Genomic DNA, 20,870 nt, shown 5'->3' with positions numbered 1-20,870 from the left:
TCTTCGTCACCGCATCCGGTGACGTCGAGCGGTCCGCCGACCATTTCGCGGTAGACGTGACCAGGGCGGGCGTAGGGGTGTCGGTCGTCGTGACCGCTGCAATAGACCCGCCGGCGCGGAACGCCCACACATGTCAGTTAGCCGCCGGCGATTGCTGACGCGGACCTCCGGTCGGTGAGCTCGTCGGTGTGTAACGGGGAAGGTGGGGGCTGATCTCAGCCACTGATATATAGCCAGCTTAAGAAAATGCAGGTCAGAGAGGTGGAAAGTGCGCGTTGTGTCCCTTCAGCCGGGACATATGGCGAGGGATGTGTCTCGGCTGAGGGTGCATATCGATGCCTGCATGTAAAGCAGAGGCGACACAGGTCGCGGGACGATGTAAAGCTGAGACGACATCGGAAGAAGGTGTATGAGCACGCCGCAGCCAGATTGCCTGTAGGTGATGGGGTTGCGTCCGGGCGATGCGGCTGGCCCGGACGCTGCTCTGAATGCTCGGTACGGAGTTGTGTCCCCTGCAGGGGACACAACTCGTTTGCTGTGTCGTGTCGGAGTGACATGTGTGTCAAGCAGACGTGACATACTGCGGCCTGCCCGAAGATCCAGTACGTGGGAGCAGTCTCGTGTCGTCCGAGCCGCAGCGCCGCCGTCCGAGCGTCAGGGGGACGCCGCAGCCGCGGTTGCCGCTGAATGATCCAGCTGATGCGTGGGACAGGCCTGTACGGCCGGTTCCACGGGACCTTGATGACATCGCTCGTCAGTACCCGCGGCGGAAGCTGACCCTGGGCAGTGAGCGGAAGCCGCTGGAGTTTTACGGGCCTCCGGACCAGCCCAACGCGTTCTCGATGGACAGCCTGGAGTTCTTCCTGGTCATCTGTCAGTTCTTCCGGGAGGCTCTGCCGCTGCGACTGATCCTGCTGATGATCGCCTGCCAGAAGGCCGGCGGTCGGATCCCGCTGACGCAGGGTGAGATGGCGACGGTCCTGGACGTGTCCCGTACCAAGGTCACGGAATCGCTCGGGGAGATCATGTCCCACGGCATCGTCTTCCGGGTGAAGCGCGGGGTGTACCAGTTCAATCCGCCCTATGCGTACCGGGTTGCCGAGTTCATCCCGGGGACCGAGGGCATCGAGCCCGAGTATCGTCAGATCGAGCAGCACGAAACCATCAAGAAGATCCGCCAGGACGAGACCCTGCCCGGTCTGGTGCGCTTCCCCTCACTGGAGAAGATGCGGGAAGCCATCGAGGAGCTGCGTCAGCAAAGGGCCAAGGAACGGGCCCGCCGCCGCCTGGAGCGGGCACAGCAGAAGGAGAAGGAGGCCGGACAGTGAGCGGTCTGCATTTCGCTGCCGTCAATGCGGAGGGGGTCGTCGCGGATCTGGACCTGCTGCCGGCGGCCTATCGGGTGCTGCTGAAGATGCGTGCCCACAGCGAGCCGGGCGGCCGGATCGAGATCGATCAGGTCACGCTCGCGCAGATGCTGGGGCTCAGCCGGGCGGCAGTGAACTCCGCGCTGCGAGACCTGGACCTGGCGCAGCTGGTGACCAAGCACAAGCCGGGCATCTACCAGCTCAACCCGATGCTGGCGGCCTACCTCTCCCCCGAGGACGCGATCGCGGCAGTCAAGGCGATGCCCAAGAGCGCCCGGCTCAACTCTCCCGGGTTCGCCGAGCGGTACCGGCAGGCGGTTGCGGCCTACCAGGACCAGCTTGCCGAGAAGCGCCGCCGCAAGGACGATGAGAAGCGCCGGCAGGCCCTCAAAGCGGTCTCCTGACTGACGACGATCAGTTGCTGCGGCGCACGTCAGCTGCTGCCTTCGGAACTGGCCAACGTCTCGCGGCCCTTGAGACTGCAACTGCTGCCTAGCTCACCGACAAGCGCTTTCGGCGGCAGGAGCGCCTGTGTCCGCCAACGCCTCTTCGGGCGACGCGTCACTTGACCCGACAGGACCGCACCGCGTAGTTCCGTAGCGGCAGAGCGAGGCGCTCGCCTACTTGTCGGCACCTTCCCGATCCAGTGGTGCGAACGTGCCGCCGGGAGACTTCGCCTTCTCCTGGCGGCGCGATCCCGCCGGAGGGCGAACCACTGCCGTCGCCCATGGGTCCCACATCTGCGCCTCCGGGTGCGCCATGGCCGTCTCCGGCCATGGCGGTGCCTGTGCTGACTGTGGGACCTCTGGCGGCGATCGACGCGACAGTCATCGCGCGTGCTGCTGCCTTCTTCGTCGGGGCTCCTCTGGTGCCGTGTCAGGGCCAGTTGTGGCCTGCTGCTTCCATCCTGTGCCCCGCACACAGACCGGGTGTTTCGGTCCACCCCATAGCACCAGACCCTGCCCGCATCGGAAGCCCAGACAGGCATGGAGATACAGCGGCGGCCGAAGGTGCTTGCGGGCTCCGGCTCACATGTCACGCCGGTCGCAGATGTCAGGCGGGGGCTCGGTGTCGATGCTGGTCAGGGGCACGGCCCGGGCGAGGGCCTGGGCTGCGGGCAGGCAGTGCTCGGCCGTGTCGCTGGGGTCTTGCCCGCAGGGTGAGGCAGGTGCCAGAGCCAGGGCGGTGGTGAGCGCGTCGTCGAGGATTTCGTCCGGGTGTAGGTGCCCCTCCCTCGTGGTCTGCTCCGGGAGTTGGAGGAGCCCGGTCGGGCTCGTCCAGGGCGGCCAGGAGGTCGAGTCCGGCGTCGGTGACGCCTGCTGCCGCCACCAGTTGCGGCGGCGGAGCCGGGGCTGCGTGCAGCACGATCCGTTCGGGCTCCATCACCGCACAGTGGCGCTCGAAAGGGGTCTGGCGTTCCTGGTCTTCGTCAGCCGTCCGACCAGGTCGGACACTGCCTGCGCCGAGGTCGGCTCGGTGGCCGTCCGCCCAGCTTCGGCAGTGAGGTGTACAAGCAGCGGTGGCGTGGCCTGGCCGTACGAACCGACGAGTTTGCGATCGCCTGCCAGGCTGCATTCCGCCTCGCGGGCATCCTCATCTGGATCCGGCGTTGGCAAAGAGGCAGAACCTAGTCGTCGGCAGGGCCTTGTGGTGGGAGTTCCGGCGTGCCAGGAACCGGGCGGCCTCCAGTGGGAGCGCGACGTCGGCGGCGGTCACGGAAGGGCGTCGGGGTGGTCGGGGTGTGGGCAGGCATAAAGCTGTGCGGGAGCTTTTGCAGCAGTCTTGGATTTCTGCCGTGGCGCGGTGTGAGATTTCGATGCTCGAAGGGGTTGGAATCGCCCCGGTGTTTTTTCGGAGCCTGTATAGGCCCTGCTCCGCCCCCTTCGGGCACATGGCTTGCGGGTCGTCTTGTGGCCCGGACCGTACGTTGCGGTTGTCCGCGTGTGCCCCTCGTCGGCCGGGTCCGCCATGATGGCCTGTTGGGGGCTCGTCGGCGATGAGACGGGGAGGATCGCGCTCATGTACCGGGTCGCTGACTGTGCCTTCGTCACTGGCCTCTGAGAGGTCGAGCACTGTGAGCTGTGGCTCGTCGCGGTGTTGGGTGTGCGTTGAGGGCCATGAGGGCGTCCTGTGGAGCGTTCCTCATGAACGTGACGTTCATGAGGGACGTCCGGGGGGTCGCTCAGGTGGCGCGTCGCATCTCCACGACGACGTTGTCTCCCAGCGCTTCCGGCTTGAGGCGGTAGTACCTGATGTGCGCGAGTCGCTCGGATTCCTCGAGCCAGCCGGCTTCGATGACCTGGCGCCGGGTGCGGGAGAAGACCGTGGGTGACAGGCCGACGAGCTTGGCGAGCTCGGCGGCGGTTTCGACCACGGTGCCGGCCCTGTCGGTGGGGTGGACGGCGTAGAGGAGGACGACGAGTCGCTGGTTGGCGGTCATGCCTGCGGTCTGTTGCAGGAGGCGCAGGGTCTTGTGCTTGTCCTCGTTGTTCACTGGGCCTCCCACCTGGCCGGGGTCTTGGCGTCGAAGCCGGGGATGTCGGGCGGGTTGCACGTCTTGACCGCTTCGCGTTGTTCCGCGCCGGTGCCGTGGAACGAGATGTAGGGGCTGATCCGGTAGAAGTTGTAGTTCCCGATCCGGCCTCGCACGATGAGGATACGGTGCCGGGCGAGCTTCCTGTTGATCTTCCCGACGGCGTCGGTGGACATGCCTACCCGCCGGGCGATGTCGGCGCCGGTGGCCCGCAGGGGTTCCAGTCCTTCGGGTGAGACGCCGATCCACCAGAGGACGAGGAACTTCTGGCTCGGCGTGAACGCTTTGCTCTCGGTGATCGCCTCGACGCGTGCCTTGTCCACCTGGGTGTGCTTGCCGGAGAACGCGTACGGCGCATAGGGGATGGTCTCGCCTGTGTCGGCGTCGACCAGCCTGCGTACTGCTCCCACGGGGGGCCTCCGTTTGTCGGCACGTGCATGAAGGGCGGCTCGCAGGCCGACCTGATGAACGTAACGTACATGAACGAGGAGTCAATCTGGCCGGTCTCCAGGACGTGTCATTCAACTTGTCGCGCATTCACATCTGGTGACGCCCCGGCTCCTCCGCCGCTTTCCTGATGAACTTCACGTTCATCTACAGCGTTCCTGTGAGCCGGGTACTCAGATCCCTCAGACCGTCACCAAGGTCCTGAGAACGCGGCACCACGGTTGCTCAGACGCCCTCCGCGGCTCACCGAACCGCTTCACAGATCCGCCAGCCAGCCCTGATGCGGGAAAGTTGCCGGTCAGCCGGCTGCAGAGGCGGCGTCCTCTCCTACCTGTTGTGACTGCTTGCCAACCGACAGGTCACCGACGGCTCCCGCAGTCGCCGTCGCTACCGGAACTACGTCCTCACGGCCCGCCCATCGACCCCGACCACAGACAGCACGCCACAGCGAAATCCGCGCCCGACCACGCAGGCGCGCGTGTGTCCCCGCAACCACTCCCCGGCCTGAGCCCAGCTGTCTGTTTCCCACCCCGAGCACAGCCGCTGCCGCCGACGGCGCTCACGGGTTCCGGCGGGGCCCCGCAAGCCCGCCAGGGCTGAGGAGCCCCCGCCCCCTCGCGTGCCCCGCCCACCGGCCGGGCGGCAGGAGACGTCTGGCCCGAGACGGGAGAAACGGGTGGCTGCAGCTTGCCTAAAGGGCCGTCAGCATGGAGTTCCAGCCGCCTCGTGCCTGTCGCATCCGTGGTCAGTTGAGCAGGCCGACTTCGTGTGCTTCGCGGGCCTGGTCGGGGGCGAGCTGCTGGTTCTTGTGGTGGCTGCGGGTGTTGCTGCGGAAGACGCCCAGTCGGATGTGGTGTTGGTGTCCGGCGGTGTCGGTGATGGTTTCGATATGGGCTCGTGGGACGCGTAGGTGTCCTTCGCGGTCCTTGTACTGGCGGGCGGCGGCGAGGTTGATTTCCCAGCGGGATGCCCCCGCGGGCACCGCCGGGGCGGTGGGCGCCGTGGTGGGGGCGGGCTGGATGCCCAGCGCTGCGAGACGCTGCTGCTGGCCTTCGGTGAGGCGGTGCCAGGCGGCGGGCTGCTCGGCCAGCCAGGTGCCGATGTCGTCGCCGCCCAGGCTGACGCCGGGCTGGAGCTCGGGGAGGGTGGCGCCCTGGGAGATGAGCCAGCGGGCTTTCGCGTAGTGCCGTTGCCAGGACAGGGTCCAGTCCGGGTTCCAGTCGGGGTCGATGGCTTCGAGCCGCTCACGCCGGGAGCGGGCGCGTTCGGGTTTTTTGCCCAGGCCGCCCGGCTTGCGGACCTGGTGGAGCCGCTCCCCGATCCGGACACCCGCCAGCACCGCATCGCGGGGTGCCGCGAGGGTGTGGTGCTCGGCGAAGTAGAGGGCGCACACATCCAGGAACTCGGTGAAGTTCTGGTCGCGGGGGTCGAAGACGAACCCGGTCTCGGCCAGCAGTTCGGTGCGCCAGTCGGCCAGGTCGCCCGCACGCCAGGCGCGGCGCTGCTCGGCGGCCCACTGGCCGACCGGGTAGTCGATGTGGTGGTCGCCGAGGGCGACCGTCGCGGTGTAGGGGATGTTGGCGTGTCCGTGCTCGGCCGCGTAGGCCCGGACGGCCTCCAGGCCGGTCAGCCATGCGGTCGACTCCGGGCGCAGGACGCGGGTGCGCACCAGCCGGGCGATCTCCTGTACGTCGTGACCGCGGCGGGAGAAGCGCAGCAGCGCCGGCTCGACCACCTCGCTGCCGTCGGGCATCTTCTTGGCACGGTCCTCGTCGGTGTCGGCCGGCTCGCCGTCCCCGGTGGGGGGTGTGCCGGCTTGCCGGGGGTCTCCGGCCGGGTCGGCGGCCAGGACGTCCTCCGGCGTGCCGTGGCGGCCTGCTGGACGTAGGGCAAGGTGTTCGACGACGCGCGGGTCGAATGCGCGCAGGGCGCGCAGGACGGTCACCAGGGGTTCGAAGGCGGCGGTTGCTGCCATGTCCCGGCCCTCGTCCTCGGGGCCGAGGAGGACGGGCACGACCAGGCGGGCCACCTTGCCCTGGTGTGGTGCCTGGCGCAGGGCGCGGCCGACGGCCTGGACGATGTCGACGGGCGAGCTGCGCATGTCTGCGAACAGGACGCCGTCCAGGCCGCACCGTCCGGTGATGTCCGTGCCCTCGCCCAGCAGGCGGCAGGTGGACAGGATGCGGAACTCGGTCTTGCGGCCTTCGGCGTCCACGCCGTCGGCGAACTGGCCGAGGACGGCGCGCTGGTGGGAGGCGGGGTGGAGGCCGCACAGCCACTCCCCCCACGCCTCGCCCGGGAACCGGCCTGTGGCGCGCAACTCGTCGGTGGCGTCCGGGAGGCCGCGGGCGAAGGAGAGGGCTTCCTGGGTGCGGGCGTGGAAGGACAGCAGGCTGACGACGCCGGCGGTCTCCATGTGGGCGAGGGTGGCGGCGCGGATGGCGCCCAGCCGCATCCCGCGTCGCTTTTCCAGGCTCGCGTCGGTGCCGGGTGGTGCGGGGTCGCGGATCTCCAGTACGTCGATCTCGAAGGAGGCCAGCACGCCTTCCTCGATGGCCTGGCCCAGCGGGTAGGTGAACGCGGGCTTGCCGAAGACGGTTTCGTCGTCCATCGAGGCCACCAGCACCTCGCCGCCGGTGGCGTCCCCTTCGTAGATACGGGGCGTGGCGGTCATGTACAGGCGACGGTCGGCGGGGATGCGGGCGTTGTCGTGGATGAGCGCCCACGGCTTCGTGGCCAGGCCGGCGGTGCGGTGGGCCTCGTCCACGACGGCCAGGCCGAAGCCGTCGAGTTTCTGCCCGAACGCCCCGGCCAGCGCCCGCTCCAGCACGCCGGCCACCGCACGCTCCTCGACGGCCTCTCCCTCGTCCTCGTCGTCGTCCTCGTCGTCGCTCTCACTGGTGGGACGGCCCGGGTTGCCGACCAGGGAGGCGTAGGTGGCGAAGATGGTCACGGGCCCGGTGCCGGCCCACATGGCCAGCCGGATCGGGTTGGTCGTACACCGGACCCCGAGTTCGTCGGCGAGGTAGGCGCGGATCTCGGGGTCGCGGTCCAGGGAGCAGACCGCCACTGCCGGGCCGCGCAGGCCGTACTGGCGCCACTTGGCGGCCGTCTGCGTCAGCAGATTCAGCGTCGGCACCAGCACCAGGACGCGGCCGCGGGGCTCCAGGCGGCGGGCGGTCTCGTAGGCGATCAGCGTCTTGCCCGATCCGGGGGCGGCGATCACCTGCGTGCGCAGACCGTCTGCGGGGATGCCGCCGAGCGGGGGCTCAAGCGCGAAGACCGCCGCGTCGACGGCCTCCTTCTGCCGGGCCCTCAGCGCCGTCGGAGCGCCCGTGTCCCGCTTGTCCATGGTCCGGGCCTGTCTCCTTGAGGTTGGTCGCCGGCTAGGCGGAGAAGCCGACGGAGGTGGCGTACTCGTACTGGCCCCACTGCGAGCCGAGGTCGGTGAGCTGGTCGTCCCACGCGTCGGACAGCGCTTCGTCGTCCCCGGCCGCCCAGGCGTCCACGATCCGGTCCCAGCGGCGGATCCGCAGCCGCCGGAACCCAGCCTGGTCGATGGTGATGACCCGTCTGCGGGGGTCGGCGACAGCGCTCTGGTCGAGGGGCTGGATCTCCACCCGGGTACCGCCGCGGGCGTTGAGACGCTGCAGCAGGTGGCGGGCGACGTTGCGGCGCCGGTAGGCGCGGTAGGCGGCGTCGACGCGGGCCAGGTTGTCGGGGGAGGGGGTCTGCTTGTGCTGGAGCCAGCGGCGCAGCGTGCCGCGTGTCACCGAGATCCCGGCGTCCCGCATCGCCTGGTATCCGGCGGGTGAGTTGGTGAGGTAGTTCAGTCGCGCGTTCAGCCCTCGCCGGGTGGTGACCGGCGAGCGGATGCCGCCTTCGAGGGCCAGGCGGTCGAGGACGTCGGCGGCGAGCTGGGCGCTCTTTTGCCCCCGGGCGCCGTAGAGGCCGAAGTTGAGGGTGCGCTCCGGCATTACTCGGCCTCCCGCTCGCGGTAGCTGCCCTCGGCCACCTTCTCAAGCCGGTAGGTCTGCTTGGGTTTGACCTCGGTGACTTCGCGCCCTTCGGGGAACAGTGCCGCCTCCTTTCCGGCCGCGCGGGCGGTGCGCCAGTCGCCGGCGAGGTGGAGTTCGTCGGTGCCCATCATCCGCACGATGGTCAGTCCGGCCTGCTGGGCCTGCCAGGCCTTGCGCCACAGGTTGGCGAAGGCCTGGCTGCGGATGATGTGCATCCAGTCCTGCCGGTAGAGATCCCGGTTGTAGTTGGACTCGCCCATCGTGGAGACCAGCTTGGAGTACATGGCTTTGATGTACTCGTAGGCGGTCTCCCCTGCTGCGTCGTCGTTGGCCAGGGCACGGGTGCGGGCCTCCACCAGGGCGCGGCGCAGGGACTCCAGCAGCTGCTCGGTCGAGCCCGAGGTCCACGACTCGTGGATCAGCGGCCGCTCGCACAGGCCGGTCTTCGGACCGGACAGGCGCAGCAGGAGACGAAGGGTGGACTCGGTGATCCAGATGCGGCCGGGCTCTTCGCGGTCGCCGATCGGATTGGGCAGGTCGGGGTGGTCCCAGGCGGGCGGGGTGACCAGGTGGACGCCGGAGCGTTTGGGGTCGTGGGCGGGTCCGCCCTCGTCGGGGCCGAGGTGGTGTTCCAGTTGCCCGATGGGCAGATGGGCCTTCAACGCACTGAGGTAGGCGCCGTTGATGTCCAACGCGGTGACCGGCGCTTGCTGGTCGGCGAGCGGGTCGAGGACTTGCGGGGGTGCGGTCCAGCGGGGCCGGGCCTCCCAGATGTCGTCCGCCTCCTGGCGGCCTCGTTTACGTAGAATGTCCGGGAGATCCGGGTAGTTGCGGAAGTCGTACCGTCCGCCTGCTCGGCTCTGCTCCAGCAGGTCCATCACGTCCGGGATGGCGGTCTTTTGCAGCTGTGCCACCGCCTCGGCCACCTCTCCCTGGGCTTCGGCGAGCGCTGCTCGGACCCTGCTCTCGATGCGCTCGACCAGTTCGGCCACCGTCCCGCTGCTCCTGCGCACCACCGCGGGCCCAGCGGCGGCCCCGTCCCGGGGCGCGGTGGCCGTCGGCTGCGGGGCGGGCCGGGCGGGACGACGGGCCGGTGGCGGCACAGCGTGGTCGGCCGTCCTCGGCCCCTCGGTCGCCGAGGCGGGCGGTGCGGCGGACGCCGGGGCGGGGGACGGGACGGTCGTCGGGGCGGGGGACGGCGGGTCGAGGAGGCGCAGGTGCGTCATGTCGAGCGGTACCTCGACGGCTGCGAGTGTGCCCAGATCGCGGGCCGAGACGGTGATGCGGGCGGTGCCGCCGTCTTGAGGACGGGTGAGGTGGAAGACGCGGTCGGCGCCCAGTTGGTCCACCAACTGCGCGTCGTCGCTGTCCACCAGCGCCATCACGGCGACGTGTTGTTCGGCAGCCAGCCGGGCCAGAGTGCGCACCGCGGTCGGCAGAGCGCGGCCGGAGAGGGGGGCGTGGTCGGCGCGGGCGTGCTGGAGACGGTCGACCACCACCAGGCCCAGCCCCTCGATCCGGGCAGCTTCCTCGGCGATCGCCTGTGCGGTCGGTTCGGGGCGGGTGAACGACAAGGGTGCGGCCCGCAGCCGCCCCTCGGCGCCGACGACAGCCTGCCGCTGCTCGGGGGTGAGGGTGCCGGCGGCGAATTGGGCGTAGGGCACGGGGGCTTCGGCGGAGACCAGGCGCCGGGCAGCCACCTGCAGCGGCACCCCGGAAGGGGCGTAGAGCACCGGCGTCGGCACGGCCGCGTCGAACGCGGCTGCACGCGCGGCCTGCAACGGCAGCAGGCTTCCGCCCGCGTTCGGCGGGGCGGCCACCAGCGTGACACTCCCCCGCACCAAGCCTCCGCAGATGCGGTCCAGCGCCGCCACACCCGTCGACAGACCCTCAGTCCGCGGCGCGGACTCCAGCAGCCCGTCCAGGACGTCACCGAGCTCCATCACTCCTGCGGTGGTCTCGGGCTGCGGCTTCTCGGGGCGGGGGACGGTGTGCTGGAAGACAGCGGCAGTGGGATGTCCGCCAACGGTCAGGATCTGAGGCTCTTGCTGAGCGGCGGCCACCAGGGCGCCCAGCTCCTGCCGGGCCTTCGTGCTCGACCACACCGGCCCGGACGGTTCGGGGCCTTCCAGGCGGCGCAGCACGGCGGCCTGCCTGCTCTTGGAGTTGACCAGCACGATCTCCTCGCCGTACTGGAGGCGCTCGGCCACCTCGCTCCACTTCTCACGGGCCTGCGAGAGCGTCACATCCATCCACGGCCTCCTTCAACCGGAGACCCACCCTAGCAAGAAGAAACATTGCAGATACCTGTTTGATACGGCCCTCGTCTCGTTGGGGACGGACACCGGCGGACCGGCTTGGGGGGGAGAGAGTCTCAGGCCGGGGGCCCTGCCACGGAACAGGCCCTTGGCGCCGATGTCGCTGTGGGCATCCGGAGGCGTGCGGCGATACATCCAGCCCGCTCCGGTCCCTTCCTGGGAGGCGACTGCACGCCTCGGCCGGGCTCGGGGCGCGACCTGCCGTCGGGGAAGGTGACGACCGGTTCTCCGCCTGTTCTCTGCCCGCGGCCGCCGGGTCGGCCCGGACGGCATCGTGTGGATACCGAGCCCGGGCCATGGTGCGAGATCCACGGCCCGGGCAGCCCGACACGCACGACAGCACCGACAGCACGACCAAGGCCCGCACTCCCCGCCGTGACGGGCAGGGGTGCGGGTCTTCGTACGTTCCGGACGCGCCCGTCAGACGATGCTCGGCCCCCCGGGTGCCGGGGGGCGGAGCTTGTGACGTCCCGGCCGTTACTCGGCCTCGCCGGCTTCTGTTTCCGCCGTGTTCGCGTTGATCAGCAGCTTGGTCAGTGCTACCCGGTTCGAGCGCGTCATCCTGCGCACCAACAGATCGCACAGAGCGCCCGGCTCGTCCCACGGGACTTCATCCCGGACCTTCGCCGTGCCGGGGCGCTGGTCGGGCAGCGCCACTTCGGAATCCTGAGGCGCTCGGCCGGGCTTTACCGCGGTAAAGCCCACGGAGCCGGCAGCCGGCCCGTCGTCGTCCGGCCGGCCGCCGTCCGGCTCGCCCTTTACCGCGGTAAAGCTCTTCGCCTCCCGGGCGTCGCCGCCGGCTGTGCTGGTGTCTTCCTTCTCGCGCTTCCCGCGGCGGGGCCGCGGCTGGGCCTTCTTCTCGTCGCGCTTGGCGGACCGTGCTTCCCAGGCCGCCAGCTGCTCGTGTGCCGGAAGCTTCACCAAGGCGCGAGTCTCACGGACCGGCAGCTCCCCGGAGCTCACCAGCTCCTGCAGCTCAGGTGTCAGATCCAGCAGGTACATCTGCTGGGTGACCCAGCCCGCCGACTTCCCGTAGTACTCCGCCACCTTGGTCTTGCCGCCGAGCTCGTCGACCATCGTCTGGATGCCCAGCGCCCGCTCGATCGGGTCGAGGTCCTCACGGTCGTTGTTCTCGGAGAGGATCGCGTTCAGGAAGTCGCCGCGGGAGCGGGCGACCTCGTCATCGACGATGACTTCGATGGCGGGCAGATCTGTGGCCAGACTGGCCCGGTAGCGCCGCTCGCCGTTGGCGATGACGTACGCCGCGTCGCCGACTGCTTCCGCTTCGCCGGGCCACAACTTCAGGTATGCCTCGCGGGTGACAGCGACCGCGGGCTGCAACTGCTTGGCCTTCAGGCGGAGCCCGAACTCGTGCAGGTCTTCTTCCGAGCCGAAGTTGCGGCGCGGGTTGAACCGGGTGGGCACAAGCTGCGTGAGCGGGAGCGTCCGCAAGCGGCTGTCCGGGGCTCCGGCTGTGGGAGCGCCGGTGGTGGCCGCGACGGCCTGGCGGCGGGCACTGACGCCGCCCCGGGTCCGGCTGAATGACGTGCCGGTGCCCAACTGGTCGGCTACGCGGCTCATGAGATCTCCCTTGCCAGCGCGCGCATCGTGGTGGCCTGTTCGCCGCGAGGGGCGAACGACAGCAGCGGCTGCTTGAGGCGCACGGCTTTGCGCTGGTCTGTCAGGTCCCCGATGACGGCGACGACCTTCGGGTCCTTGATCTCTATCCAGGCCTCCAGGGAGGAGGTGGCGATGAAGCCGCGGCGCGGGTCGTAGAGGTTCACGACGATCCCGAGGTAGTCGATTTCCACGCCCATGTCGTTGCGGAGGTCTTCGATCTGGGTGACGAGGAGGTCGTAGGCGTCGGCGCTGCTGTCCTCGGCCTGCACCACGATGAGTGGGCCGGAACTGCCGGCGGGCTCTTCTTCTCGGCGGCGTCCGTAGTAGATGGCGGTGTCCATGCTGAGGCCGAGGCTCGGTGGGCAGTCGATGATGATCTCGTCGTACGAGGCCTCGAGCGGAGCCAGAGCACGTTCGAGCGCGGCTTCCCGGAAGCGCACCTTGGAGAGGGCGACATCGAGCAGGAAGCCGTCCTGGCAGCCGGGCAGCAGGTCCAGGCGGCCGCCGTAGCGGTCGTCATCGATCGGCACGATCAGGTCGCGGATATCGCCCTTGGCCTCGCCGGTCATGTGCTTGCTGAGGCTGTCGACGGAAGAGTCCATCGGGATCTCTTCCTTGCCCAGTTGCTTGGTCAGATGCCGCTGGGGGTCGAAGTCGACCAGCAGGGTGCGGCGGCCCAGACCGGGGAGGTCCTCGACCTCCAGGGGATCGTCCTGCCCGTTGGCCTCCAGCTGTGCTCTGGCTTCCAACTGTGCCGCGAAGTGCCGGGAGATGCGCACCGGGTGCAGCGCCCCGGCATCCTCAGCCAGGGCTTCCCCCATGCCGGCAGCGACGGCTGTCTTGCCCACACCGCCCTTCTGATTGCACACGATGCGGCGGCGCGGGTATTTCGCAGGCGGCACCGTCGGTGCGGGGTTCTTCTCGAGCCACAACCGGACGGACTGGGCCAGTCCCTGAATGAGAGAGACCTTGCGGTCTGCCGCTGCCTGACGGAAGCGGTCCCACTGTCCTGCCGGGAGGAAGGTGGAGAAGGAGTCGGCGCCGACGGTGTCGACCGTGCTCGGGGTGGCCGCCAGCGCGACCCAGGCGTCGATGCCCTGCTCGACGGCGGTCTGGATCTCAACTCCATGCTGGGCCGCTCTGACTTTGAGGTCCTGCCGGAGCCATCCCGGCAGTTTGGAGACGACCTTCTCGCGGTCGCCGGAGGCTGGAGAACTCATGAGAGGTACCTTACTAACGTATGAGGTCGGCGAAAGCAGTGACACGTTAGAAATACGGCTGCTGAAGTGGCCCAGCCGGGCGGCATCGGCCTTGAAGCACATGTGGAGCTGCCGGGGGAGCGGTTCGCTTCGGCCGATGCGGAGACCGAAGGCGAGTGCCGTCGCGCCCAACTCGAGCCGCACCATCCTGGCCCGGCGCTCGTAGGCACCGCAGGCTCTCACCCTCGCCCGCACGGCTGTCCGGGACAAGGCAGCGGGCTTTACCGCGGTAAAGCCCGCTGAGCCGCCAGAGCTTCAGACAGCAGACAGCAGGCGGCAGGCGGCAGGCGGCAGGCGGCAGGCAAAGGAGTCGGCTGAGAGCAGGAAAGACGCCGGTGACCCGGCGATCCCGGTCTCGCGGGCGCGTTGTGAACCGCGCGTCGTGAATCGCGCATCGCGCATCGCCCGAGCGGAGGCTGCCGGGGCGTCCGGCCACCTGCCCCTCTCCCGTCGTCGGCCACCGCTCGCGCGAAGGCGGCCAGAAGGTACGCGGTCACCGTGTGGCCGACTTGGGGGCGGCGTCATGGAGGACAGCCATGACGAGCAGCCGGCCTTCCGGCCGAAGCGCGCTCGGCGCGCTCGGCGCGCTCCGCATCCGGCCAGGACCGGCCGAACGTCCATGGGAAGATCCACCGGGCAGTCCCAGGCGGTCGGTTGGCCGGTGGGAGACTGCCCCCAGGAACGGTCAGGGGGCATCAGGATGCGGGGCACGGGGGGCGCGGAGAGACTGCAGCGAATCCTGGTCGTCGTGGTGGTCGCGGGTGCCATGGTGATCGCGGCGATCGGTTTCGCGGGTTCCTATGCGGCGGTCCGTGATCTGGCGGAACGGAAGGGGTTCGGGGCGTTCGCCCCCTTCTTCCCCATCGGCGTGGACGCGGGGATCGTCGTCCTGCTCGCCCTGGACCTGCTGCTGACCTGGATCCGCATCCCCTTCCCGCTGCTGCGCCAGACCGCCTGGCTGCTGACGGCCGCCACGATCGCCTTCAACGGCGCCGCCGCCTGGCCCGACCCCCTCGGAGTCGGCATGCACGCGGTGATCCCGGTGCTCTTCGTCGTCACCGTGGAAGCCGCCCGGCACGCCACCGGACGGGTGGCCGCCATCACCGCCGACAAGCACATGGAAGGCGTACGCCTCTCCCGCTGGCTGCTGGCCTTCCCCTCGACCTTCCTGCTGTGGCGACGGATGAAACTGTGGGAACTGCGCAACTACGACGAGGTGATCCGCATGGAACAGGACCGCCTCATCTACGAAACCAGACTGCGCGCCCGCTACGGCCGCTCCTGGCGCCGCAAAGCCCCCGTCGAAGCACTGATGCCCCTCAAACTCACCCGCTACGGAGTACCGCTGGCCACGACCGTCTCCTCGGCGGAGCTGCGCGCGGTTCCTTGCGAACCGCTTGGCGAGCCGCCCCGGTCAGGGCACTCTTCGCGGCAGAAGCCGCGTCCTGCGGTCCCCCACGCCCCGCAGCCCCGGCCGGCGGCCGAGGGCCGTGTGGCCGCGAGACCGCCGGTATCCGGTGACTCGCCGAGCCGAGGCCTTCCGGCGGGGGAGGAGCGCAGCTCGTCCGGCCAGGGTGTCGAACCGCCGGGGCAGGAGGTGAAGCCTGCTCGGCGAGTTCAGGTTGCCGCTCCGGAGGAACTCCCGGCGGATCGGCAACCAGTACCCGACGGATCCGTCATGCCCGGCAACCCCGAGACGCCCGCGCTGGCGTCCGGCGGGAGCCGGGAAGAGCGTCACTACACGGCGGTGGCCGCGGCGCAGACCCACGAGGACCCCACGGTCGTGCGGTATGAGCCGGACGACACCGCCGGCGGTGGTCGGCAGGCAGTGCCCGGGGCGATGCGACCGGAGAGGTCGGCGGGGGAGGAGAGCCCGACTGTCGTCGACCGCTACTACCAGGCCTGGGCCGAACTCACCGACAAGCTGGGGAGCGAGCCTGCCGTGCAGGACCTGTCCGATCACCTGTGGGTGCGGGGCATGGCAGGCCGAGGCGGCGGGCGGATAAGCCCCAGCACACTGCGCCGGTACCGGATGGGCTGGCGCATCTACCGGGTGTGGGCGCAGCATCTCGAGGCCAACGACGACATCGAACCGTCTCTCGCCGAGCTGGAAGAGTTGTGCGCCGAGCACGCCATCCGCTCCAAGGGCGGGCGAGGCGACCGACTGGGACAAAGGGACCTGGAGGGCTATCTCCCCGACTTCCGTCGCCGTTACGCCGCGCTCGTCGGCCGGTGAGCCGCATCCGCACATGCCCGGGAGGGACGCACAACCTGTCACGGCCTTCGTTCCCGGTCCGGTCGGTTCAGCCCGGTCGGCTCAGTCCCCCGACGAGGCGTCAGGAGCAGGAGCTCGGAGCCCCTCTGAGGCCGCTCCTGAGCGCGTTGGCAGCGCAGTAAGCCCCCCCCGGCCGCTTGGAGCGGTGTGGTGCGGCCGGGGAGGCGCAACGCCGGTCAGACGCTCCCACCGCGTTCGCACAGGACGCTGGAAGGCCCGGTGGCGAAAGGCGCGACGGGCTTCACTGTTCGTCCGGCCTGTACACGCTCGGCAGATAGCTGACACTGGCGACAGCACAGGCCGAGTCCCTCGCGGTCGACTGGGACGCCAGATCGATGACGCGCTGGCCGACTCGATAGAAGGTGACCCGGCCCATGCGGTAGGAGATCTCCAGCCAGCCGCCCTCGACCAGTCGGCGGATGCTCCTGCCAGTGTTGGGCGGGCTGAGCTGGACGGCCTGTGAGATCTCCTTGGCGGTCTTGCGTACTGTCTCACCCAGCGGCACCGCCGTCGCGTAGTAGCTCAGCACGCGGAAATCGGCTCCGGGAGCCTCGGCAGTGCCCAGAAGGAGCGCGTGCATCAGCTCAGGGGTGAAGGGCAGTTCGGACCGCCGCGTCACGGGAAACGTCACATGATCTCCTTCTTCCGCAACCCCGGTGCGGCCTTCGGTGCGGGGACCACCGGATAGCGGGCGTCCCGGACGGCTCGCGACTGCTCGGATGCCGAACCGTCGAAGGCAGCCCGCGGATTGATGCGATAGAACTTCATCCGGCCCACCTTTTCGGCCTCCAACAACAGCCCACCGGCATGGAGCCTGCCCACAGAACGGGCCACCGTATCGGGGCGGATGCCGAGGGTCTGAGCGATCTCCTTGAAGGTCATGCGCAGGGGCTCGGCGCGCTCGGGCGAGTGCGCCACGTAAAACCCGAAGATGTCCCGGTCGTTCTGGCGGTACCCGCTGTCCTTGTGCCAGACCTTCCTCATCAAGGTCTTGGCCACGTTCACATGACGTCCCGGGTAGGGCTGCCAGTCGTACCGGGCTCCTGGCAGTACCGGCTTGTCTCGCGCATCTTCCTGCTGGAACGATTCGCGACCCAGCAACTCGAGCTGCACGATCTCCCCCGTCCCACGGTTGACCGCAGGTAGCCGCCGGACTGCGCTCCACTGCCCCATACCCCTCCTCTCACCTGCGGTGTTGCCCATAGGCAACACGAATACGGGGACTCTACACAGAAGTTGCCTATAGGCACGCCCCTGTTGTGTCACAACCTCTCACCAGGCCGAACCACGGGGCCGAACAATGATCGAACACCAATTGCGTATAGGCAACTGCAACTTCCAAAAACGTAATTGGAAACACGGATCGGAGCTATTCGGAAACGCTCTGACCTGCGGAAACGCTGGCCTCCTCTAAAAGCACAGAGGCGCGCCGCTGGCGACCTGCGGGTGCCAGGCCTCCCTTGAGCCAGCAGTACGGGTGCACCTCGACGGAACCTGAGCTCGCTGGCGGCTTCGCCGCGACCGCCCGCAACGTCGCCGTGTACGGCTGCAGCCCGGTGGGCCCCCCGCGTGATGGCGGCTTCGCCGCGTCGGAAAAAACCCTCCCCCATCGCTACGGAACCGATGAGCTCGTCCTCAGCTCTCGAAAAGCCAGCAGGCTGGAAGGGACGTCAGGCTCCTGCAAGCCAGTTACTGGCAACGGGGTACGAGCCGCCGCCTCGCACGTCCCGCAGGGCACTCCCCGGTCCGCACAGGGACCTTGATCCGGTGAGCACCGCACGGCAGCGCACGCACAAGCCACTGCTGCCAATCGCAGCCCGCTCCTGTGAGCAGCCCGGATCATCCACACAGGGCACCGGGTCGGCTCCGCATCTGGGCACTGATCCTGGTCACTGATCCGGCCTTCGAGGGCCTTGCGAGGGAAGGTGAAGCTCGGCCCGGTGGCCCCGGCGATCGGGGCTTGCAGTCAGACCAGCTCGAATTCCGCGAGCAGCTTTCTCGGCGCCGACCTGCTCGGCACCCGCCTGCTCGGCACCCGCCTGCTCGGCACCCGCCTCGCACCCCGCCGTCCGGGCGCGACGGACCTCCTCGAGTGCGGCCAGGCGCGCGGCCAGCTCCTGGCCGCCCGGGGAGGCACCCGCCGCAGCGGCGTCCGTGCGAGCCCGCGCGACCGCCAGCTCCACCTTGGCGCGTACCTCCGCCATCGGGGTGCCGGGCACCGCCGCCCAGTTCCGGACGGCCGCGTCGATCAGCTCGGCGACTTCCTCGCCGACCGCCCTCGCTCGGCGTACGCACTCCTCACACCGTTCCCCGTCCGCGCCCAGTGCGGCGCCGCATGAGCCGCACGAGGCAGGCACGGCCTCCTGCGGCCTCCCCTGACGGTGCGCCGGTCCGGCCCGCCGGTCCTTCTCGCGCTCCGCGCACGCCCTGCAGGCCGCCCCGCCCTCCAGCCGGCCGTCCTCACACCCTGGGTCCGGACACGGCCCTGCCTTGACCAGGGCCACCGCTGCCCCCACTGGCCTCCTGAGCGCGCCCTCGGCCAGCAGCCGCCCGTATCCGTGGGAGATCCACCGACGCCGTACGCGGTCGGCCAGCCTGTGCGGACCGGCAGTACGCAGCTCCCGCTCGATGGAGTTGACCAGGGCGCGGGGCCGATCCGTGGCTGCTGCGGCTCGCAGCGCCTCCCGGAATTCGTCAGGGAAGGCCAGCAGCACTTCCTGCACCTGGCTGCTCACGAGAAACGACCCACCGGAGGCCGAGCTCGCAGCCCTTGAGCCCTCGACCGCTCTGCCACCGGCCGACCGTTCCCGCACCCCGCTGCCCGCAGTCGGCTCACGGCGCTCGACAGCCGCGCCGAACGCCGACGACTCGCCCAGAGCCGAAGGCCTGCCCGCATCGGCTCGCACTGATCCGGCCGTCTCCGTGACGACGTACGTGACGGGGCCCTGCGCGCCGCTCACTTCGCCGACCTGGTCGCACGCCAGGTAGCCGAACTTCTCCAACTCCCGAAGAGCGGCCCTGACCGCCGGGAGACCGTCCGGGAAGGACTCCGCGATGAGCTCCGCAGTGACACCGGAGCCGACTCCGTGCGTGAAGACAAGACCGAACAGGCCCTTCGCCGACAAGCTCAGCCGCCTGTCCTCGAAGAGGGCCGTGCACATGCGCATGAAGGCGTCAGCGTCCATCGGCCCCTGGCGGAAGGGCGCTGCCCCGGCGGCGTCCGCCGTGCCGTGCGCAACTGCGGCTGCTTCCCGGAATGCGGGCGAAGCGGAGGCCATGGCACGTTCTCCTCTGTGCTGAATCGCAGCGCGGACGGCCGGCGTTGTGGAGCACCCCCGGGCCGGGAAGAGGCCACCAGCGTGGAGGAGCAGCCCTCACACCCCCGACACCGGCCCTCACACCGCCGATACCGGAAGGACCCCGACACGCCACTGTCCTGCGCGCCGCGATTGCTTCTCGCAGGCCTGCCGCGGTCGGGGCCCGGGAGTCACCGGGGAAGTCAGGGCTGCGTTGCCGGTTCTGACCGCTCATCTGACCACATGCGTCGAGCACAGAGCCGGGTGGGCCAGGCGGAACGACCAACACCCGCGCCCCGCCGAGCCGCGTGCCTCACACCGAGGTAGCCCCCCGGCCCACGCCGTACTCCTCCACCGCCGACATCCCGAGCGCCCGGCCATCGCCCCTCCACGACTTCCGCAGAAGCCACCACCAGATCCCCACCCGCCGGCCACCACCCGCGCAAGTAGGGCCCCGTGCACCGCACTACGGTTGGTCCCGCGTCACACCAGCGATACTGCGGTAGTTGATCCAAGAGGGGCACGGCATGGTGCGGGGGAGACCGGACAGCAAGCGCACGCACTGCGTCAGCGTGCGGCTGAACGCCGAGGAACTGGCGCGCTGGCAAGGAGCCCGCCAGAAGACCGAACGCAAGGAACTCGGCGCCTGGGTCCGGGCAGTCGTCGAGGAATCCCTCAACGGGCGTCCCGGCGTCCCCGGTGACGTCCCCCGGGTGCCTGCGATCAACGAGACCGCCTACGCGCAGCTCGTCCAGGCGGCGGAGACTCTGCGGGAGCTACTGCACCTGGCCAAGGAGCAGGGCGCCCTGCCCGCCGACACCGACGCCACGCTCGCCCAGCTCGGCAACGCGGCACTCCAGGTGCGCGGCCTTCCCGCGGCACCCGAGAGCGCCGCCGGGCAGCCACGGTGATCGCCAAGATCACAAAGGGCCGCCGCGCCGACCGCGCCCTGCGCTACGACTTCGGCCCCGGCCGGGACGAGGAACACGTCAACCCCCGGCTGATAGCCGGCAACGTCCCCGGCACCGTGGAGCAGTTGGCACACCTCATCGACGCCCACACCGCCCGCCGGGCCGACATCACCCGCCCCATCTGGCGCTGCGCCCTGCGCACCGCCCCCGACGACCCCCTCCTCCCGGACGCGACCTGGGCCCGGATCGCCGAGCGCTACGTCACCCGGATGGGATACGGCAACTGCCCCTGGGTCGCCATCCGGCACGGCGACGACCACATCCACCTCACCATCAGCCGCGTCGACTGGACCGGCTGGCTGGTGCGCGACGCCTTCGACTACCACCGCTCCTGGCCCGTCGTCCGCGACATCGAACGCATCTGGAAACTCGTCAACGCCGAAGAACGCAGCAACCGCGTCGCCCCCCAGGTGACCCGCCCCGAACGAGCCGCGAGCGAGAACAGGGGAGCGGCCCGCCCCGAGAGGGAGGAACTCCGCGCCCGCATACGCGCCGCACGCGACGCGGCCCGCGGCCACGGCAGGAACGCCTTCGAACGTGCCCTCACCGAGGCCGGGGTCGAGTGGCGCGCCCACCCCTCCGCCTCCGGAGGCATACGGGGCTACTCCTTCAGCCTCCCCACCTGGCGGGACCACGACGGCGGCCAGATCTGGGTCTCCGCATCCAAGGTCGCCAAGGACCTGCGCTGGCCCCAGCTGCACGTCGACCTGGTCCCGATGTTCGCCCCCGACCAGCCGCCGGGCGCCCGGTACTGACAAGGGCGCC

15 protein-coding genes and 1 pseudogene are annotated in these 20,870 nt (G+C 69.7%); 6 read left to right on the top strand and 10 right to left on the bottom strand.

Annotated elements, in window-relative coordinates; translation table 11 throughout:
* Positions 1 to 842 precede the first annotated feature (842 nt).
* The 3 genes and pseudogenes from KBY19_RS20525 to KBY19_RS36685 all read left to right on the top strand — a co-directional run.
* Positions 843 to 1,328 (top strand): hypothetical protein, encoded by a 486-nt coding sequence (locus tag KBY19_RS20525; RefSeq protein ID WP_247691213.1) that lies wholly within the window; start codon positions 843 to 845, stop codon positions 1,326 to 1,328.
* Complete coding sequence (locus KBY19_RS20520) at positions 1,325 to 1,771, top strand: helix-turn-helix domain-containing protein (RefSeq protein ID WP_210957097.1); 447 nt, start codon at positions 1,325 to 1,327, stop codon at positions 1,769 to 1,771. The genes KBY19_RS20525 and KBY19_RS20520 overlap by 4 nt, the downstream gene beginning before the upstream one ends.
* A 1,020-nt stretch (positions 1,772 to 2,791) precedes the next feature.
* Positions 2,792 to 2,998 (top strand): annotated as a pseudogene (locus KBY19_RS36685) (hypothetical protein); the annotation flags it as partial.
* 551 nt (positions 2,999 to 3,549) lie between these two features.
* Here KBY19_RS36685 and KBY19_RS20515 read toward each other — a convergent pair.
* From KBY19_RS20515 to KBY19_RS20485, 7 genes are all read right to left on the bottom strand, one after another.
* The gene (locus KBY19_RS20515) at positions 3,550 to 3,861 is read right to left on the bottom strand and encodes a replication initiation protein, RepL2 (RefSeq protein ID WP_099887094.1); all 312 of its coding nucleotides are present in this window, start codon (positions 3,859 to 3,861) and stop codon (positions 3,550 to 3,552) included.
* Positions 3,858 to 4,310, bottom strand: a complete 453-nt coding sequence (locus KBY19_RS20510; RefSeq protein ID WP_099887093.1) for a MarR family transcriptional regulator — start codon at positions 4,308 to 4,310, stop codon at positions 3,858 to 3,860. The genes KBY19_RS20515 and KBY19_RS20510 overlap by 4 nt, the downstream gene beginning before the upstream one ends.
* A 782-nt stretch (positions 4,311 to 5,092) precedes the next feature.
* Positions 5,093 to 7,699 (bottom strand): DEAD/DEAH box helicase, encoded by a 2,607-nt coding sequence (locus tag KBY19_RS20505; RefSeq protein ID WP_210966370.1) that lies wholly within the window; start codon positions 7,697 to 7,699, stop codon positions 5,093 to 5,095.
* Between the two features lie 34 nt (positions 7,700 to 7,733).
* Entirely contained in the window at positions 7,734 to 8,324 is a 591-nt protein-coding gene (locus KBY19_RS20500; protein ID WP_210966369.1) for a transcriptional regulator, read from the bottom strand.
* Complete coding sequence (locus KBY19_RS37560; RefSeq protein WP_210966368.1) at positions 8,324 to 10,618, bottom strand: DnaB-like helicase C-terminal domain-containing protein; 2,295 nt, start codon at positions 10,616 to 10,618, stop codon at positions 8,324 to 8,326. Before KBY19_RS37560 ends, KBY19_RS20500 begins: the two co-directional genes overlap by 1 nt.
* A gap of 543 nt (positions 10,619 to 11,161) precedes the next feature.
* Positions 11,162 to 12,265: a ParB/RepB/Spo0J family partition protein gene (locus KBY19_RS20490; protein ID WP_210966367.1), complete on the bottom strand. Its 1,104-nt coding sequence runs from the start codon at positions 12,263 to 12,265 to the stop codon at positions 11,162 to 11,164.
* Positions 12,262 to 13,524, bottom strand: coding sequence for a ParA family protein (locus tag KBY19_RS20485; RefSeq protein WP_099887088.1), 1,263 nt, complete (start codon positions 13,522 to 13,524; stop codon positions 12,262 to 12,264). Before KBY19_RS20485 ends, KBY19_RS20490 begins: the two co-directional genes overlap by 4 nt.
* Before the next feature lie 739 nt (positions 13,525 to 14,263).
* On the opposite strand from KBY19_RS20485, the gene KBY19_RS36670 reads away from it, so the two are divergent.
* Entirely contained in the window at positions 14,264 to 15,799 is a 1,536-nt protein-coding gene (locus KBY19_RS36670) for a DUF2637 domain-containing protein (RefSeq protein ID WP_247691212.1), read from the top strand.
* 280 nt (positions 15,800 to 16,079) lie between these two features.
* On the opposite strand, the gene KBY19_RS20475 is transcribed toward KBY19_RS36670, so the two are convergent.
* The 3 genes from KBY19_RS20475 to KBY19_RS20465 form a co-directional block, all read right to left on the bottom strand.
* Positions 16,080 to 16,469, bottom strand: coding sequence for a hypothetical protein (locus KBY19_RS20475; protein ID WP_307842667.1), 390 nt, complete (start codon positions 16,467 to 16,469; stop codon positions 16,080 to 16,082).
* Entirely contained in the window at positions 16,466 to 17,011 is a 546-nt protein-coding gene (locus KBY19_RS20470; RefSeq protein ID WP_099887086.1) for a winged helix-turn-helix domain-containing protein, read from the bottom strand. Before KBY19_RS20470 ends, KBY19_RS20475 begins: the two co-directional genes overlap by 4 nt.
* A gap of 716 nt (positions 17,012 to 17,727) precedes the next feature.
* On the bottom strand, positions 17,728 to 19,116 hold the full coding sequence (locus KBY19_RS20465) for a hypothetical protein (protein ID WP_210966366.1): 1,389 nt from the start codon (positions 19,114 to 19,116) through the stop codon (positions 17,728 to 17,730).
* A 545-nt stretch (positions 19,117 to 19,661) separates the two neighbouring features.
* Here KBY19_RS20465 and KBY19_RS20460 point away from each other — a divergent pair.
* Together KBY19_RS20460 and KBY19_RS20455 are read left to right on the top strand one after the other, a co-directional pair.
* On the top strand, positions 19,662 to 20,045 hold the full coding sequence (locus KBY19_RS20460; protein ID WP_099887084.1) for a hypothetical protein: 384 nt from the start codon (positions 19,662 to 19,664) through the stop codon (positions 20,043 to 20,045).
* The gene (locus KBY19_RS20455; protein WP_210966365.1) at positions 20,042 to 20,860 is read left to right on the top strand and encodes a relaxase/mobilization nuclease domain-containing protein; all 819 of its coding nucleotides are present in this window, start codon (positions 20,042 to 20,044) and stop codon (positions 20,858 to 20,860) included. The genes KBY19_RS20460 and KBY19_RS20455 overlap by 4 nt, the downstream gene beginning before the upstream one ends.
* The last annotated feature ends 10 nt before the right edge of the window (positions 20,861 to 20,870 follow it).

The organism is Streptomyces sp. B15, assembly GCF_018070605.1.
Classification (GTDB): Bacteria; Actinomycetota; Actinomycetes; order Streptomycetales; family Streptomycetaceae; genus Streptomyces; species Streptomyces smyrnaeus.
This window is presented reverse-complemented; position numbering and strand designations above follow the sequence as displayed.

Excerpts from the sequence above, each read along its gene's own strand:
- KBY19_RS20490 (WP_210966367.1), bottom strand. The coding sequence starts at position 12,265 with ATGAGCCGCGTAGCCGACCAGTTGGGCACCGGCACGTCATTCAGCCGG.
- KBY19_RS20470 (WP_099887086.1), bottom strand. The coding sequence starts at position 17,011 with ATGGGGCAGTGGAGCGCAGTCCGGCGGCTACCTGCGGTCAACCGTGGG.
- KBY19_RS37560 (WP_210966368.1), bottom strand. The coding sequence starts at position 10,618 with ATGGATGTGACGCTCTCGCAGGCCCGTGAGAAGTGGAGCGAGGTGGCC.
- KBY19_RS20465 (WP_210966366.1), bottom strand. The coding sequence starts at position 19,116 with ATGGCCTCCGCTTCGCCCGCATTCCGGGAAGCAGCCGCAGTTGCGCAC.
- KBY19_RS36670 (WP_247691212.1), top strand. The coding sequence starts at position 14,264 with ATGCGGGGCACGGGGGGCGCGGAGAGACTGCAGCGAATCCTGGTCGTC.
- KBY19_RS20485 (WP_099887088.1), bottom strand. The coding sequence starts at position 13,524 with ATGAGTTCTCCAGCCTCCGGCGACCGCGAGAAGGTCGTCTCCAAACTG.
- KBY19_RS20505 (WP_210966370.1), bottom strand. The coding sequence starts at position 7,699 with ATGGACAAGCGGGACACGGGCGCTCCGACGGCGCTGAGGGCCCGGCAG.
- KBY19_RS20525 (WP_247691213.1), top strand. The coding sequence starts at position 843 with ATGGACAGCCTGGAGTTCTTCCTGGTCATCTGTCAGTTCTTCCGGGAG.
- KBY19_RS20460 (WP_099887084.1), top strand. The coding sequence starts at position 19,662 with ATGGTGCGGGGGAGACCGGACAGCAAGCGCACGCACTGCGTCAGCGTG.
- KBY19_RS20500 (WP_210966369.1), bottom strand. The coding sequence starts at position 8,324 with ATGCCGGAGCGCACCCTCAACTTCGGCCTCTACGGCGCCCGGGGGCAA.